Consider the following 14,999-nt stretch of genomic DNA (forward strand, 5'->3'; position numbering starts at 1 on the left):
TTGCAGACGTCTTCTCAGGATCACAGTTGATTGTTGGCAGCGCGGCGTCGCCGCGCTGCCAACAATCCATCTGCGGGTTTATCAAATCCACGATCCGTAGCGAGGATCGTGCTATAGGTTTGGCATAACGTTTGGGCGATGGTATCCCAGCTGTAGTAGTCAAAAATCAGTTGACGGGCGCGATCGCCCATTGCTCTGGCTGACTCCAGATCCGTAAGGCAATCCATCAGTGCCGTGGCGATCGCATCACTGGTTACATCCACCACATGGGCAGCCTGGGCGATCGCAGCTTCAGGGAAATTGCAAGCCTGAGTGATGACACAGGGTAAGCCTGAAGCCATCCCTTCTAACACCGACATACTGAACCCTTCCGAATACGACGGCGCAACGTATAGATCGGCAGCGGCAAACGCACTGTACTTCAACACCCCGCTAAGCAATCCGGTAAACGTCACCGCCGACAAACACCCTGCTTCGGCAAAGTAATGATGTGCTGTAGGCAAAAAGCCGATATTGTCGGGGCCGGCAATTACCAAATGGGTGTTGGGAAAGCGCGCATGAACCTGGGCAAAAGCATCGGCTAATAGATCCAGTCCTTTTTTGGGATCAAGCCGCCCCATAAACAGGATCAGCGTTTTGGTTTGGGTATCCGGAAAGTGTTGATAAAAGCAGGTCGGGTCGGGCAAGGTGGCAAAATCGTCAGCATGAATGCCATTGGGAATTAAAACGGTGGGAGTCTTTAGCCCCAATGCCGTGACATTCGCCGCTTCGGCTGCCGTCAGCACATGGATGGCTCTGGCACATGTCAGCGCTTTCGCTTCAATCCAGCGATAGTAGATCTGCTTCTTCCAGGCTTTATAGGATAATGCCCAGGGTTCTAACATCCCGTGTGGCGCTATCACATAGGGCACTCGCTGATGGTGACATGCCCAGTATGCCGCTGTCGTGGGTGGCGAAAAGATGGCATTAATATGCACCAGATCGTAGTCAGACACATGAGCAAACAGCCATTGGGTGAGCGCAGGGCTGATTTTGTAGTCTTTGATGTGCCAGTACGGAAAGTATTGAATGCGATAGGAGGCTTCCGTGATCCACTGCTGCAAGGGCACCTGCAACCGCACGGCTGTATCAGCATTGGTGGTCACGATATCCACCGCAATTCCCTGTCGAGCAACGGCTGCGGATAGCTCTAATACACTTTTAGAGGAACCCCCATAACTCAACCCCACGGCTGGAATCACGACTAAGAGTTTCATGGTGTCTAACCCCGATTGATCACGTTCCGTCGTTAATGACCTTGCACACCGCTATCGTTGACACGGGCGATCGCATATTCAATAGCCTGTCGTAACCCCTGAGCAAACGTGTCTGGCGAAAAGGTTTGAATCTGTTGCAATGAGGCTTGCCCCATCGCTGCCAAATCCACATATCCAGAACTGAGCTTGAGCATTAATTCCGTTAACTCTGCCGGATGCTGTGGATCAAAGCCATAGCCATTCACCCCGTCTACAACCAGTTCGGCAAAACAACCACAGCGGCGGGAAACCAGCACAGGTAAACCCGCTGCCATAGCTTCATTGACGACTAATCCCCATTGCTCTTGCCAACTGGCATGAATCAAACATTGGGCATGGGCGTAGTACGGTAACAGGTCGGCAGGCTGAAGAAACCCCGGCAAATGGACAACAGCGGTTAATCCCAGGGTTTGAATAGCGTGTTCTAATTGCGGGCGAAGCGGACCATCCCCGCATATCACCAAATCCCAGGCGTCATCTCCCACTGTTTGACGGTAAGCCGCATAGGCAGAGAGCAAACCCAGCAGATTCTTTTTGGGAATAAATCGACTCGTTGCCAGAAAATAGGGAGCGTTGCAAGGTCTGGGTAAGTGTCGAATGGTATGGGGATGAAAGCTATCATTGCCGACAACATCATAGCCCAGAGAGATGGCTTCAGCAGGCATTCCCATCTGGATCAAGTACTGCCGATGAATCACTCCGGCAACCAATGCCGCTTGATAGTGCCCGATAATGTACCGTTTGATGCTTTCTCGCCAGCGATCGCGCACGGCATCATCAGCTTTAGTATCCGACAACAGCACGGCTGGTTTACGATACAAGCGGCTCCACAGCAACGCAAACAGCATCCCCCGCACACCATAGCCACAGATCACCACAACGTCGGGTTGAATCTGATTCAACGCCTTAAAAATAGCACTGCCTAATCGCCATAGCGGTTGAGTTTCTGAAGGCTGTTCAGACAGCACCACTCTTTCGTAGGGCACAGTGGAATGGCTCGGTTGCCAGGGGTAGGTGCTGGAGGTTTGACCCAGTTCAATCAGAAATAATGAATCATAGGGAAACTGACGGGTGAAGTGGGTATATCGAGCTTCCACATAGGCACTGGTCATCGGCGTGAGTGCCGCGATTTTCATAAATCGCCTCTATAGGAGTTCGATGGATAAACTAGATTGCTTGCTGCAAACTCATACTGGGGGGGTACTTTTTCGCGACAATAGAATGCAACAATGCCGATAAAAACGGAGTAATAGACTAAGTCTGGAAAGAAATCAATGGTGCCATGGGTCAGGCTGCGCATGGCAGTTGTAGCTAACCCGGTATAAAACACCTGACTGATGGCACTTTTGTAATAAATAGCGGAATACCAGAAGTGTTTGAAGAGATAGCCCAGTAAGCCAAAGAATACACAGCCTAGATAGCCAAATTGAAAGAAAGCATCGCCAATACCCGTAATCGTCGAGCCGGATGGAACAGAATAGCCAAAACTACCAATCACATCTAATTTGACCGGAGCAACCATCAAGGCATCTTTCAAGCCACGTCCTACAATTTGGGCTGGAACAAACCGAAAAACCAGATTATCCCAATACCCCAACCCATATTGAAACTGCCCGGTTCGTTCAGCTACATCCATCAATACTGCTGCATTTCTCAGTTCCAATATCTGCCCCGACAAGACATTCTCTAACCCATTGGTTAATTCAGGGGTAAAGATCAATCTCCAGGCGTCGCCCCGATAATTACCAACTAACGGAATCAGGTAAACCGTTAATAGAACCGCACCCAATGCTAACCAGCGTGGCGGAATGTATTGCCAGGTATAGAATAAGGCTAAACCCAGCGTTAGCACAAAGGCAGCTGCGCCCTGACGCCGACCTGCTTCAAAGGCAGCTTCAAAACTTGGCAAACCTGCGATCGTAGCTAAGGCAATATTAAAAACATTCGGCTGACGTAATGCGATCGTTAACAAGATCGTAAAAGCCGGATAGATCAGAGAGAAAAAGAAAGCGTAAATGGTAATCCGTCCCGTCCACATCGAACCACCTGTTTCCGAGGCAGGCACGGTGGAAATGAGGTAGCGAGATCCATAGCCAATAATCGTCAGGGCAATGCCAGAGATCAATAGTTTTTTAGGATTAACTGCAAAATTTAAGCGATTTATCCAATCGGCTTGAGGTCGCCACTGATAGCCAATCCAACACATGCCCGCACACAAGCACGACATCAGCAGCACACGCTCAACGCCGGTCTGGTCAACTGCTCTGGGATTTTGGACTAGAGCGATCGCCTGCGGCAAAATAAAGGCAGAAAAAATTCCACCCATAAAAAATGGATATTGATAGACGCGATCGGGACGGGTCATGCCCCAGCCCAATAACCCCAGACAAATCAAGACAAACAACGACAGATAAAGGTCAACCATGACAGCGCAATGACACAAAAACGCCCCTATTACCTACGTTTTTTCAACCTTTGGTCAGACAATCCGGATGGTTTGGGGCAACAGTCCCTGTGCGCCACAGGGTTTCAAAGTCTTCCAGGGTGCGATCCCAGGAGGCATACCTCGCCTGTTGCTGAGCCTGATGCCGTAGTCGTTGGAAGCGATCGCCATCCCTGAGCAACCCTTCCAGGGCATCGGCGATCGCGTCTCCAGTACAATCCGCAGGCAAGCGAATACCACAATCTAACGGAATACTATCGCCCAATCCACCCGTCTGAGTAATGAGGGCAGGCAATCCACAGCGCAAATATTCCAGAGCTGCAATGCCAAATGCTTCTTGATATGACAGCAACGCCCCTATGTGACACTGTTGCAATTCATGAATCAATCGCAACGGTTCGTTGAGCTTGTTGATGAACCCTAAATGCTCAACTTCAGGGTCGTGGGGAAACAAATTATCTGAGGGACCAATCACCCGTAAAACTGTACGATAGCCCCGTTGGCGCAGAATGCGAATGCCTGCCACCAGCCGATCTAAGCCTTTCCGCAGAGGAAGTTTACCGACAAAGGCAATCCGCAAGGGCACTCGTTTACCATCGGGTACATCGGCATCTTCCCAGGGGAGTGAAGTCGTTGGAAATGCCGATTCTGGTAGATTTGCTCCCGGAATAATTACATGGACTTTTTCGGCAGCAACCCCACACTGTTCCACCACTTGACGCGCTGCCCAGGGCGACATGCAAATCACATAGCGAGCCGCAGCATATTGAGCTTGCTCTCTCGCCAAGGCATGCTGAGCTGTCCAATGCCCAATGGTTTGGGCGACGCCATAGTCTTCAAACAGGCAGGGCAGGGGAAAGTCGATGTAATGGGAAAACGTGATTCCTAGCGTTTGACACCGATCGTGAGGGGGAAACAGTTGAAAAAAGCTAATGATATCACCGATGGATTGGGCATCTATTTGACGCCATAAAGCTTCGTTTGCCTGTCGGGTATATTGAAAGCCACCGGGTCGCTCTAAACGCAATGGCGATGTTAAATTCCATGCCAATTTTTGTCTGGAATTTTGTTGAGGATTCAGCGCTAAACCCGTCTGTAAAAAATGCGACCGCTGTCCCGCTTGCAAGAAAAAATAGGGGATATTACTCCAACAATTAATATCATTGGCATCACCAATTACGGCAACGGCTCGATCCCTAGTCATTTCCTTTTTCCGTAGCAGTTGAAGCTAGATGTTTATTGATATAAATTGCATCTCCCCACGGCGATCGCCCTTCTCTACAAATCGGGATTTTAATAGTTTGCAAATAGAATCCTGCCTCTGTCATCAGGGTATGTAACTCCGGGAACAGAGAGTCGTTTTCATAGTGAGAAAAGAAAGTGACTTCTAAAATAACAAACTTTGTTTTCTTTAAAGTTTTTTCTGCTCCCTGCAAGACAAATTTCTCATACCCCTGCACATCAATCTTCAGTAAAGAAACTTCAGGCAATTCATCTAAAATATGATCCAGTGTATCCACAGAAACCTTGACCGTTTCTTTCAGATCCCAACCATCCTGATAAAAATCATTCATCTCGCTTCTGGGCTTGAGCAGAGAAACGTTATGAGAATGACTGGTGATATGAAGTTGCGTTTCTCCCAATTCACTCCCAACCGCCAGGTTTAACAATTTCACACCCGGATAAGACCCCAAACGTGATTGAAGTTTGGGTTGTAATTCAGGCGAAGGTTCAATTACAATCAGTTGTTTTGGCTGAGCAAGGGATAAAACTCCTAAACTCCATAACCCCTCATTTGCTCCAACATCTACGATGTAATCAAGCTGATTTACGCTGTTATTCGGTAAAAAATTAAGCCGAGTTGATGCTAAAGAGGCTGACTTTGAAGCAGATAGGGCAGACCAAAATGCCTGTGAATTTGAAAAGCCAATTCTGGCAAAATCACGATAGTTTTTAACGTATTCAATGACCCCGTAGGGAAGCAAATTTTTAATTAGGTGTCTCATAAGCCTCGATTTATCAAAGGGACTATCGCAATTTTCAATGGCATGATGTATATGGTGTTGTGAGAGAGCCGCGCGGAGCGCGGCTCTCTCACAACAATCGGAATCTACCCAGGTGTGAAGCACTATATCGTGTTGTGGTTTTAAGCTTGAAACAAGAGTTGCCAATACGTTTGGGCAGCATGTTTAGTGTCATAGGTAGACCAAATTTTCGTAACCTCAGATAGACAAACAGAACCCGCAAGGCTTCGTAAAATGGCATGACCCAACTGCGTCGGATTGGCAGGTTCAACCAGCATCCCCCATTTCCCCTGTTGCAACACTTCCGCACAAGAACCGACATCGGAGGCAACAACAGCTACACCGGCTGCCAATGCTTCGACCAGAGCAATGCCAAAGCCCTCTGCCGCTGTGGTGGAAAAAGCAAAGACGTCCATTTGTCCCAGCAGTTCGGGAATATCCTGGCGATCGCCCCAAAATTTGACATGAGTCGTCAACCCCAGATCCTTGACCCATGTTTCTAATCTGGGTTGTTGTTCTCCACTGCCCACCAGCCATAATTCAGCCGTTGGATGTTGGGCTAATACCAGGGGCATCGCTTGAATCAACGTCTTTTGATCTTTGATTTCATTTAATCGCGCCACCATACCAATGATCGGATGAAGCGGCTTAATGGCTTTTCCTACCTGTGCCCGTTGATGAATATGACGAACATTACAACCATTGCAGATCGTCACAATGCGATGGGCCGGTAAGTTGAGATCGTCAACCAGGCGATCGCGCACATAATTAGAACACGCAACGAGATGAGACGTCGTCCAAAAACTCAGACGAGCTAGCGATCGCCATTTTGATCGAAGGTTGGGTTCATCGGGTGGTGCATTTTGGACACTGGCAATAACGTGAGTCACACCCGCTAATTTTGCGCCCAGGCTGAGCCATGTATGGTTGCCGAATGACCAACAAATTAGCGCATCGGTTGGATGCTGGCGAAAATAGCGATAACTTTTGTAGACCAGTTGAAGATACTGTCCCGGAGCATGATTCAGGGTCGTAATCGGAACATCTAACTGTTCAAATTCAGCTCGTCGCGGTTGATGGCGGGCATCTAACACCACAACAGCATTATCTGCCCATGCTGAGAAGTGACGTAACACCTCTAAGCACATTGTTTCCGCACCCCCAACCCCCAGGTTATTGATAGCATGAACGACGGTGGGACGGTGTAATTTTGGTGAACCCATTGTCATGACGGGAAGCCACTAACTCCTGATAAATGTCTGCCATCCGGGCAGCTTGCACGGTGACATCATAGTGCTGCTGAATTCGTTGAAAGGCTGCTTCTACCTTCTGCTGAACAGCCACAGAATCCGGATCAAAGGTGGCGATCGCCTGCCATAGCGGTTGCAGGACGTGGTCAGATTCAGGAATTGACCGTTCCGACGGATCTCGAAATCGTTCAGGGCGATCGCGTTGCCAAAAGGTTGCCACCTGGTCATCCACCAATGGCGGGTTCAGTTCCCGATACTCTCCCATGCCATGAAGCCCCAAAACCGGCACCCGACACGCCATCGCCTCTGCCAAAATTAACCCAAACGGTTCATGCTGACTTAAAAAAATTAATGCATCAATGGCAGCATAGGCAATTCGCACATCATCCAGCGATCCAAGAAACTGGATGCGATCGCCCAGCCCCAAATCATGAACCTGTTGTTGCAAGTGCGCTCGATCCTGTCCATCGCCAAACACGGCAACCTGCCAGGATTCCGGCAAATGTTGAGCAATCCGAAACAGATCAGGAAACCCCTTAGATTCAATCACACGCCCCACCATACCCAAGACCTTGGGTTCAGGCGACAATCCTAGCATTGCTCTGGCAGACGGGCGATCGAGACGGTGTTGTAACCCTTGCACATCGACAGCATTGGGCAAAACCTGACACTGCTGAGGCAATGCCAAGCCAAATTCAACCAGAGTGTTTGCTGCACTGGGGTTGATGCAGACAAAACAATCCGTGGTTTGCCGCTGCCAAAGACTGGCAAGACGGCTGATCCAGGTTTTGGGTGGAAACAGGGGTCTTCCATGGCAGTGGGTCACTTGAGCTTGAATCAACCCACTCAAAAATAATCGCAAGACCACCAATGGATCTTGAAAATGAATCACATCTGGTTGCAAGTCTTGCACCAATCGACGCACCTTCCACCATCCCCTAACGTCCCAACGTCCCCGCACACCGGGATAATGACAGGGAACGTCAGAACTGGCTGCCACAGGTCCGGCTGAACCATAGACAAAAACAAGATGGGCTTCAACATTGGCTGGATCAACATGGTTGGCTAGCAATTGCCCAACCCGCAGGGATCCACCTATCCGGGCGTCATCCAGATAGTGAATCATCAGTACTTTTAGAGGATGGCTTGCTACTTCACAATGGTTCATCGTGTATCGTTAGCCCATCTACAATGGGGTTTGTGGAGGTTCTCAAACATTATGGTTTGAGTATCCCAATTGGTTTGCGGACTTCCAAATACTGCGAAATTTCGGGCGCATGGTTAAAGCGATCGGCATGGGAATCAAACTGACCCAGCGTTGAAGTGCGATCGCGATAAGTAGACGGCTTTAAATCAGTAAACCCTACGTCACAGCAGATCTGTTGTAACGCCTCTGAGGTGTATAAATAGCGATGTCCATGATTGTAAAAAATATCGTTTATCTCGTCGCAATGATCAGGCAAGGTGAGAACTTTTTGCGAGAAATACGTCAGATCAGGAGTCGTCAATCGCAAGGTGCCACCAGGCTTTAAAATGCGCCAACACTCTTGCAGTAATAAACGACCTTGATCTAAAGAAATATGCTCGATAACTTCTTCGCAAAAAATTGCATCAATGGATGCATCTGGAAAGGATAAAGGATGCGTAATATCAACGTAAGCATCTGCACGCGGATCAACATCTACACTGAGACAAGGGGCTAGACAATTTGACCCACTACCCAGGTTTAAGATCTTCTCTTGATCTGTACGCAGCCAACGCTCAACATAAGGACGAGTTACCCAACTTCCTATCCACCTCCACAAGGGTAGATACAGCCGACCCAGGTAACTCAGCAGCGCATGAAACAAGCCATACTTCCCCGTATAGTAAGAAAACTTAGCCCATAAACCGACGGGTGGAATACTGCTGAAAAGTGCATCGGTCATGACCTGACAGTCTCCAAGAAAAAGTGTTCTAGCTGACCTACGGCTTGTTGCCAGGTATAGTGCTGAATATGCTCCTGCCCCTGTGTTGCAAGATGCTGCCGCAGGCAATCATCTCTCAACAAACTATCCACAGAATTTGCTAGCAGATCCGGACGTTGAATGGGTACCAATAATGCTGTTTGTCCATCGATCGCATAGTCTCGTAAACCAATGCTATCTGACGCCACCAGAGCTGCACCACACGCGATTGCTTCCATGCCCGGTAATCCCCAGCCTTCGTAATGGGAGGGAAACAAAAAGATCGAAATTTGGTTATAAAAGGCTCTCAGTTGCTCATCAGTGGGTAAGCAAATAAACGTCACCCAGTCCGGCAAATTAACTGGTTTCGAACCAAAGGCAAAGACAGTTAGATCGGCACCATGGGTTGTTTTGAGTAAGGTTAGAGCGGCGATCGCATCTTCCAGTCCCTTGCCCAGCCCTTCTCGTGCCGGAAAACCAATCGTTCCCCACACTCGCTCTGCAATAGGAATATCCAAGCCGTAGCGTTCAAAATCCAGCCCGCAGGGAATGTAAGCACTGGGGAAGCCACCGTTTTCTGACACCATCTGTTTGACAGCGGGTGATGTTGCCACCAGGGTTATGCCTGAACGAAACACGGCACTCATGCGATCGCGAATGTCAGAAGCGGCAGTCTGCCAAACTTCGTAATCGTAGACGATATAGATGGCGTGCCCTGTGCGTTGGGAATAGTGTTGGGTGATTTCTGCCACAGACCAACAGGTTGCCACAGTGATATCAGCATCTGGAATAAACCGTTCCTGTAAATCGGGAACCAGGAGCAATTGCACCTCAGGATGAAAGCTAAACCAGGGGGCAATTCCTCCACTCAGCATGGGTTTGAGATAAGTCCAGAGATAGCCTGTCATGCGATCGCGCCAGTGCGTTACAGGTGCAAGACTCCGAGAATGAATCACTGTCACCTGATGCCCTCGTGCTGCTAAGCGATTGGCGTATTCATACTGCACCTTAAATCCACCAATCGGAAAACGCGGATAAAACGGCAAGATAAAATTAATGTTCATTCTGTTGTGTTGATCAAGGTTCTATTTGTTGCCAAAATCAAGACTTTCAGATAAATTTTCTAGAGAACTATAGCAATAGTTAAAATAGTACGTTGCCTCTTCGAGAATCGAGTGAGGTAAAGCTACAGTTTGGAGTCGATTACTTTTAGAAATATATCCTAATTTGATCTTTTCAGAAAAATCGCCAGATGCTTTTTTCCCTGTCATTCTTGTCCGTTTATATTCAGAAGATAGAGCTTGATTTAAACCTAAAAAAGATTGCAGCTGACTTAAAGCTATATCTGTGGAATTTAGGATTTGATCATAGGTCAGCAAACAATAATCTTTTTTAGCCGACAAAATTTTGCCATACTCGACTAACGTTATTAGTCTTGATTTGTAATAGCCTAATGCTCTTTCATAGTCATACTCAGGATCAATATTGACAATACTGTTGAGAGTACCTACAGGTTCTCTTAATAGAAACATAATCCTAACTTTTGGAGATAAAATAATCTCAGGGTCTGGCAGAAAATCATCATGAAGGATTTTGTCGAAAATATATTTTTCCAAAAATGTAAAATTTCTTAGATGAAAGTGTATCTGTGTTCTTAACTGATTAAAATCATCCTCGCTTCTATACGTTGTATAGGTTTCTCCATATCCACATATTTGTGGGTTAGAACATAGAATATGAGAGACTAACGTCGATCCAGAACGAGAATGACCCAAGATCCATAGGACATTGGGGGAAAATTGTTTTATCGAACTCAGATAAGAATAATAGCTATGAGTTAGCTGATAACCGACATGGCTTATAATCCTTTTAGACATTGACCCATTTAATAAATTCATGTTTGGCAAAGTAAGTTGGTTCTCATTTAATGAACTTTTCTATCTCTATCTGAAGTCTTTCAGCTTGTGAAGTCCATACATTTTTATGAGCAACGTCTAAGCATTTTTTGGCTGCTACTCCAGGTTCTTTTAGAGCTTTTTTAATATTTTTCGCGAACTCTTCTGGATGTTTTGAAATTCGGATTAATTCACTCCAGCGATTGACTTCTGGGACAACATTATTGGCGATGATGGGCAAAGATGTTCCCATATAATCCCAAAGTTTGGTTGGGCAAGCATTGAGATTAAAATTGCAGTCAGAATAAACCATTAACAACAGATCAAAAGCCTGTAAATATTCTCCTAATCGCTGGTGAGAAACAGCACCGATAAGGTGAACATTGGGTAGTTGGCGGACTTGTTCTACACCGCGCCACCAGTTCTCTGATCCCTCCTGAGGTTGGGGTAAAGCTCCCCCCAATACGAAGGTGACATTGGGTAATTGGGCTGCAACCTGGGCAAGATAGGCAAAATCAAATCGATAGTTGAGGGTGCCAATATATCCGGCAATGGGGCGGGAATAGTGACACAATTCAGCAGGTAGCGGATTAGGGTGCTCCAATGGCTGATCGACCATAAATTGGGGTGAACATCCATGGGGAATATGAATGATGCGATCGCCTTTTTCCAGATATATTCTTCTCAGTTGATCCGCCCGATATTGCGCCACACAGACTGTAAGATTGGCGTGTTTTACTGCCTGTTCTTCTGCGTTTTGAGTTTGACGTTCTCGTCCTTGCCAATAATGTTGATAATCATCAACATTGTAGTAAATTGAAAATGCATTGAGTTGTTTGGCGAGGCTGTGATAGTAGGGATAGCTGAAGACAAAAACTAACGGATCATTCTTTTGAAAGCGTCGAATCAGATGGGCTAGAAATGTTTGAGTGAGTGCCCAGTAGTGAAATAACCATCCGGGCGGACAACAAATCCTTTGTTCCCAAATATGATCGGCAATGGCACGCGGCTTTAGATCCGTTGAGTAGTGACCATATAGTTGATGAAATTGCCTGAAATCATAGGGACGCAAAAGCAAAATATCCGCAAAGTCGGAACACGCGGAAAATAACTGTTGTGTCCAATAAAAATTGGCATCTAAAACGGCTAATTTTAATCGACCATCCATTGTTATCGTTATCTCTTTCTGAGAATTGTTAGACCATCACAATGGGAGAATAAATCAAACTTCTGCATTGCCTTGAAGACGGCTTTACGAGTTCCTGCAAAGCCAATGTAGTCAGTATCATGCAGGGCAACGATTCCATTTTTAATGAGACGGGAAGACCATGCTTCCAAATCAAATGCTGTATTCACATAGTCGTGCAGTGAGTCAATAAAAATGAATCCAATTGTTCCGGCGTTCCATTTTCTAAAGGCGTCCCCTGATGTCTGTCGTATATGGGAAATATTAGGAACATCTTTAATGTTTTGCTGAAATTGAATGTAGTCGTCTTGATCGCCTCCATAGCCTATGAATGGATCAATACCGATTACGTTTCTAGTTGTTGATTTACCTAGAATTTGGGTAGTAACCCCCCGATAACAGCCGATTTCAACCACAACTGTTCCTGATAAATGCTCTGTGGCTTTAAGTCCATGCAAGAGATATTGCATATGAGTGCGACTGACGGCAGTTTGGGTATAGTCAGCCGGAGGAAGTTCTGGCGGATCTACTATGTCTTTCTCAGGGAGCTTATATTTTTCAAAATTCCATCTAGCTTCTTGCTCTGATACTCTTGCTTGGGCTGTAAACAGCAATCTAACAGGGTGCCACTTAGGAAATTTTTTGATTGCAAAAGGATCAGTTCTCATTCGTTTTTAATCTAAAATTTGATCGGATCTGAAGAATGGAATAGGCGATCGCATAACCAATTCCACGGATTTTGATTAGCTCATAAATCATTCGACTTCTGATCGTAAATGATGTGCGATAGAGAGAGGGATATTTCTTCAAAACATGATCGATAAAATTGATCCATTCAAAGGTATGAATGCGATCGCCTTGTTGCAGATCTTGAAGTAAAACCGTGATCATTCGCTTTAATAAGCCCGCCCGGTAAACAGGCAACCATTCATCTGGTACTTGAATTGCTCCAGACTCAAGCAATTGCCACCATTTCAGCAAATCTTTTTGGCTCTTGCGATGAGTATCTGAGTGTAACGTCGAAGCAGAATGTAATCGATAGGATGACAACACATCAGGGATACCTAAAACTTTTGCTTTCCAACCCATCCTGATAAAGAATTCAATGTCTAATGCGATATTCAGGTCAGTTCTGTAAGGATTTTCTAAAATCAAGTCTCGCTTTACACACATTCCTGAACAACCCGGCAAAAGTCCCCAAATCACTCGATCTAAATAGTCGTTTCCCGTCAAAAAAACCTCTTCAGGATGGTAGTTGATTCGCAAAAAAGTATTGTGTTCTGAAATTAAGTTCATCCTGCCAAATACCAATCCCAAATCGGCTTGACAGTTAATAGTTTTGGTCAGAATTTTAATAGTATTTTCATCTAATACATCATCTTGATGCAGCATGACGATATAATCCGATCGGCTGTGTTGATACACGGCATTCCAGGCAGCACCGATAGAATGAATAGTGTTATCTTCGACTATACGAATATAGGGTAAAAACTCCTGGCAAATTGCCCAACTGCGATCGCTAGAATTGTTAATCACAACGACAATTTCATCAGCCAATTCAGTTTGAGCTAAAGCGCTTTGGAGTGCCTGATGCAAATATTTTTCGCCGTTTCTTACAGGAATACCAATCCCAATGCTAACCATGCCGTTTCTCCATCACACTGCCTGAAAAACGGTCAACAACCGCTCAGCGTACTGTGTCCAGGTATATTCTCTGGCTCTGGCTCTGGCGGCTAGTGCCATGCGATCGCGCAATTCTCGCTGTTCTACCAATTCTTCAATGCGCTGTGCCAGCATATCTGGATCCCGTTCTGGGATGATAAATCCTTCTATGCCATCGCGGACGACCGACCCCGAAGCTGCTGTGGTGATGATGGGTAATCCCGTTGCCAGAGCTTCGTAAGTTACTTCTGCGGAGCCTTCTGCCAAACTGGGCAACACAAAAATGTCAGCCGTTGCATATTCTTGTTTGATCTGACTACGGGGCACTCGCCCAAGAAACTGAAGCGATCGCATCAAGGAATGGTCACGAATTGGATCGGAAACATTCCCGGCAACCCGGAACTCGTAACCGCGAGATTGCAAGCGGTTAGCCGCCATACCCAGGTAGTGAATCCCTTTGCGCAAATCTGCCGTTCCAACGAACAAAATACGTCCGCGTATAGGCTGATTTTCGATCTCAAACCAGGAATGATCGACGGCATAGGGTACGACAAAACAACGCTCAGTCGGAAACCCATAATTCGTTGCCTGATCTTGACGCACAGCTTCACTGGGAGCGATCGCCCAGTCGGTCAATGACAATAATTCTTGCACCCACTGACGCCCGGAATCAGTTGCCCGTTGACTAAAACGTTGGGCAAGGGGCGCTTCTAAATCGGGAAATCGCTCTCGCTCTCGTTCAGCAATCATGTGAGCGCTCCACAAAATGAAGATTTCTGTGACTGTTGTTAGCCCCCGTTCTTTGGCAAAGCGAATCAGCGGCATCCCTTCGCCAAACATAGTGAATAGATGCGTGGCTTGCCCCAATCCCCGTTGCATCATGGCACGTCCAAAATCGTGTTGGAATTGCACAAATGATTGTATGGATTGTTCAGGTCGATGACGGGCTAAGCGCTGACGCAGAAGATAAACCAATACTTCATTGGCAAATGTCTGAGTCTTTGGCTTTAAATTTGCGGGCAATCGGCGGTTGATCAGATTTTGTAAACTTCCCCGACGCAAGGATGATGGACAAAAGTCAGCGATCGCTTTGCCGATGCCCACATCAGCACAAAGATCGGTATAAAACGTATCTAATAAACCTGCATGGGCAAGAATACTGGGAACTGCGTAATTGCGTCGTGCCCCTGTTTGAACGGCAATAAACTGTTTCATCTGGCATCACATTCCACAAAAACCAAGCGCTCTACTGAGGGGTCACTGCTTTGGGGGATGCAAGTGAACGTGAAACCTCTGGT

At 46.6% G+C, this 14,999-nt stretch carries 14 protein-coding genes; all 14 read right to left on the reverse strand.

Annotated elements, in window-relative coordinates:
• Positions 1 to 20: 20 nt before the first annotated feature.
• On the reverse strand, positions 21 to 1,256 hold the full coding sequence (locus tag ACR6Z4_RS11050) for a glycosyltransferase (protein WP_479717321.1): 1,236 nt from the start codon (positions 1,254 to 1,256) through the stop codon (positions 21 to 23).
• A 32-nt stretch (positions 1,257 to 1,288) separates the two neighbouring features.
• A complete protein-coding gene (locus tag ACR6Z4_RS11055) occupies positions 1,289 to 2,431 on the reverse strand; it encodes a glycosyltransferase family 4 protein (protein WP_479717322.1) in 1,143 nt (380 codons plus the stop codon).
• A complete protein-coding gene (locus tag ACR6Z4_RS11060; RefSeq protein WP_479717323.1) occupies positions 2,428 to 3,720 on the reverse strand; it encodes a hypothetical protein in 1,293 nt (430 codons plus the stop codon). The genes ACR6Z4_RS11055 and ACR6Z4_RS11060 overlap by 4 nt, the downstream gene beginning before the upstream one ends.
• A gap of 43 nt (positions 3,721 to 3,763) precedes the next feature.
• Positions 3,764 to 4,942 (reverse strand): glycosyltransferase family 4 protein, encoded by a 1,179-nt coding sequence (locus tag ACR6Z4_RS11065; RefSeq protein ID WP_479717324.1) that lies wholly within the window; start codon positions 4,940 to 4,942, stop codon positions 3,764 to 3,766.
• Entirely contained in the window at positions 4,935 to 5,744 is an 810-nt protein-coding gene (locus ACR6Z4_RS11070; protein ID WP_479717325.1) for an FkbM family methyltransferase, read from the reverse strand. Before ACR6Z4_RS11070 ends, ACR6Z4_RS11065 begins: the two co-directional genes overlap by 8 nt.
• A gap of 140 nt (positions 5,745 to 5,884) precedes the next feature.
• Positions 5,885 to 6,985, reverse strand: coding sequence for a glycosyltransferase (locus tag ACR6Z4_RS11075; RefSeq protein ID WP_479717326.1), 1,101 nt, complete (start codon positions 6,983 to 6,985; stop codon positions 5,885 to 5,887).
• Positions 6,936 to 8,180 (reverse strand): glycosyltransferase family 4 protein, encoded by a 1,245-nt coding sequence (locus ACR6Z4_RS11080; RefSeq protein WP_479717327.1) that lies wholly within the window; start codon positions 8,178 to 8,180, stop codon positions 6,936 to 6,938. The genes ACR6Z4_RS11075 and ACR6Z4_RS11080 overlap by 50 nt, the downstream gene beginning before the upstream one ends.
• A 49-nt stretch (positions 8,181 to 8,229) precedes the next feature.
• Complete coding sequence (locus tag ACR6Z4_RS11085) at positions 8,230 to 8,940, reverse strand: class I SAM-dependent methyltransferase (RefSeq protein ID WP_479717328.1); 711 nt, start codon at positions 8,938 to 8,940, stop codon at positions 8,230 to 8,232.
• Complete coding sequence (locus ACR6Z4_RS11090; RefSeq protein WP_479717329.1) at positions 8,937 to 10,022, reverse strand: glycosyltransferase family 4 protein; 1,086 nt, start codon at positions 10,020 to 10,022, stop codon at positions 8,937 to 8,939. Before ACR6Z4_RS11090 ends, ACR6Z4_RS11085 begins: the two co-directional genes overlap by 4 nt.
• A 21-nt stretch (positions 10,023 to 10,043) precedes the next feature.
• Positions 10,044 to 10,574, reverse strand: coding sequence for a hypothetical protein (locus ACR6Z4_RS11095; protein ID WP_479717330.1), 531 nt, complete (start codon positions 10,572 to 10,574; stop codon positions 10,044 to 10,046).
• A 304-nt stretch (positions 10,575 to 10,878) separates the two neighbouring features.
• On the reverse strand, positions 10,879 to 12,021 hold the full coding sequence (locus ACR6Z4_RS11100) for a glycosyltransferase (RefSeq protein ID WP_479717331.1): 1,143 nt from the start codon (positions 12,019 to 12,021) through the stop codon (positions 10,879 to 10,881).
• Between the two features lie 8 nt (positions 12,022 to 12,029).
• A complete protein-coding gene (locus ACR6Z4_RS11105; protein WP_479717332.1) occupies positions 12,030 to 12,707 on the reverse strand; it encodes a class I SAM-dependent methyltransferase in 678 nt (225 codons plus the stop codon).
• The gene (locus tag ACR6Z4_RS11110; RefSeq protein ID WP_479717333.1) at positions 12,697 to 13,683 is read right to left on the reverse strand and encodes a glycosyltransferase family 2 protein; all 987 of its coding nucleotides are present in this window, start codon (positions 13,681 to 13,683) and stop codon (positions 12,697 to 12,699) included. The genes ACR6Z4_RS11105 and ACR6Z4_RS11110 overlap by 11 nt, the downstream gene beginning before the upstream one ends.
• Before the next feature lie 12 nt (positions 13,684 to 13,695).
• A complete protein-coding gene (locus ACR6Z4_RS11115) occupies positions 13,696 to 14,916 on the reverse strand; it encodes a glycosyltransferase family 4 protein (RefSeq protein WP_479717334.1) in 1,221 nt (406 codons plus the stop codon).
• Positions 14,917 to 14,999: the final 83 nt, after the last annotated feature.

This window comes from Calyptranema fuscum S582 (genome assembly GCF_055793305.1).

Excerpts from the sequence above, each read along its gene's own strand:
- ACR6Z4_RS11050 (WP_479717321.1), bottom strand. The coding sequence starts at position 1,256 with ATGAAACTCTTAGTCGTGATTCCAGCCGTGGGGTTGAGTTATGGGGGT.
- ACR6Z4_RS11055 (WP_479717322.1), bottom strand. The coding sequence starts at position 2,431 with ATGAAAATCGCGGCACTCACGCCGATGACCAGTGCCTATGTGGAAGCT.
- ACR6Z4_RS11060 (WP_479717323.1), bottom strand. The coding sequence starts at position 3,720 with ATGGTTGACCTTTATCTGTCGTTGTTTGTCTTGATTTGTCTGGGGTTA.
- ACR6Z4_RS11065 (WP_479717324.1), bottom strand. The coding sequence starts at position 4,942 with ATGACTAGGGATCGAGCCGTTGCCGTAATTGGTGATGCCAATGATATT.
- ACR6Z4_RS11070 (WP_479717325.1), bottom strand. The coding sequence starts at position 5,744 with ATGAGACACCTAATTAAAAATTTGCTTCCCTACGGGGTCATTGAATAC.
- ACR6Z4_RS11075 (WP_479717326.1), bottom strand. The coding sequence starts at position 6,985 with ATGGGTTCACCAAAATTACACCGTCCCACCGTCGTTCATGCTATCAAT.
- ACR6Z4_RS11080 (WP_479717327.1), bottom strand. The coding sequence starts at position 8,180 with ATGAACCATTGTGAAGTAGCAAGCCATCCTCTAAAAGTACTGATGATT.
- ACR6Z4_RS11085 (WP_479717328.1), bottom strand. The coding sequence starts at position 8,940 with ATGACCGATGCACTTTTCAGCAGTATTCCACCCGTCGGTTTATGGGCT.
- ACR6Z4_RS11090 (WP_479717329.1), bottom strand. The coding sequence starts at position 10,022 with ATGAACATTAATTTTATCTTGCCGTTTTATCCGCGTTTTCCGATTGGT.
- ACR6Z4_RS11100 (WP_479717331.1), bottom strand. The coding sequence starts at position 12,021 with ATGGATGGTCGATTAAAATTAGCCGTTTTAGATGCCAATTTTTATTGG.
- ACR6Z4_RS11105 (WP_479717332.1), bottom strand. The coding sequence starts at position 12,707 with ATGAGAACTGATCCTTTTGCAATCAAAAAATTTCCTAAGTGGCACCCT.
- ACR6Z4_RS11110 (WP_479717333.1), bottom strand. The coding sequence starts at position 13,683 with ATGGTTAGCATTGGGATTGGTATTCCTGTAAGAAACGGCGAAAAATAT.
- ACR6Z4_RS11115 (WP_479717334.1), bottom strand. The coding sequence starts at position 14,916 with ATGAAACAGTTTATTGCCGTTCAAACAGGGGCACGACGCAATTACGCA.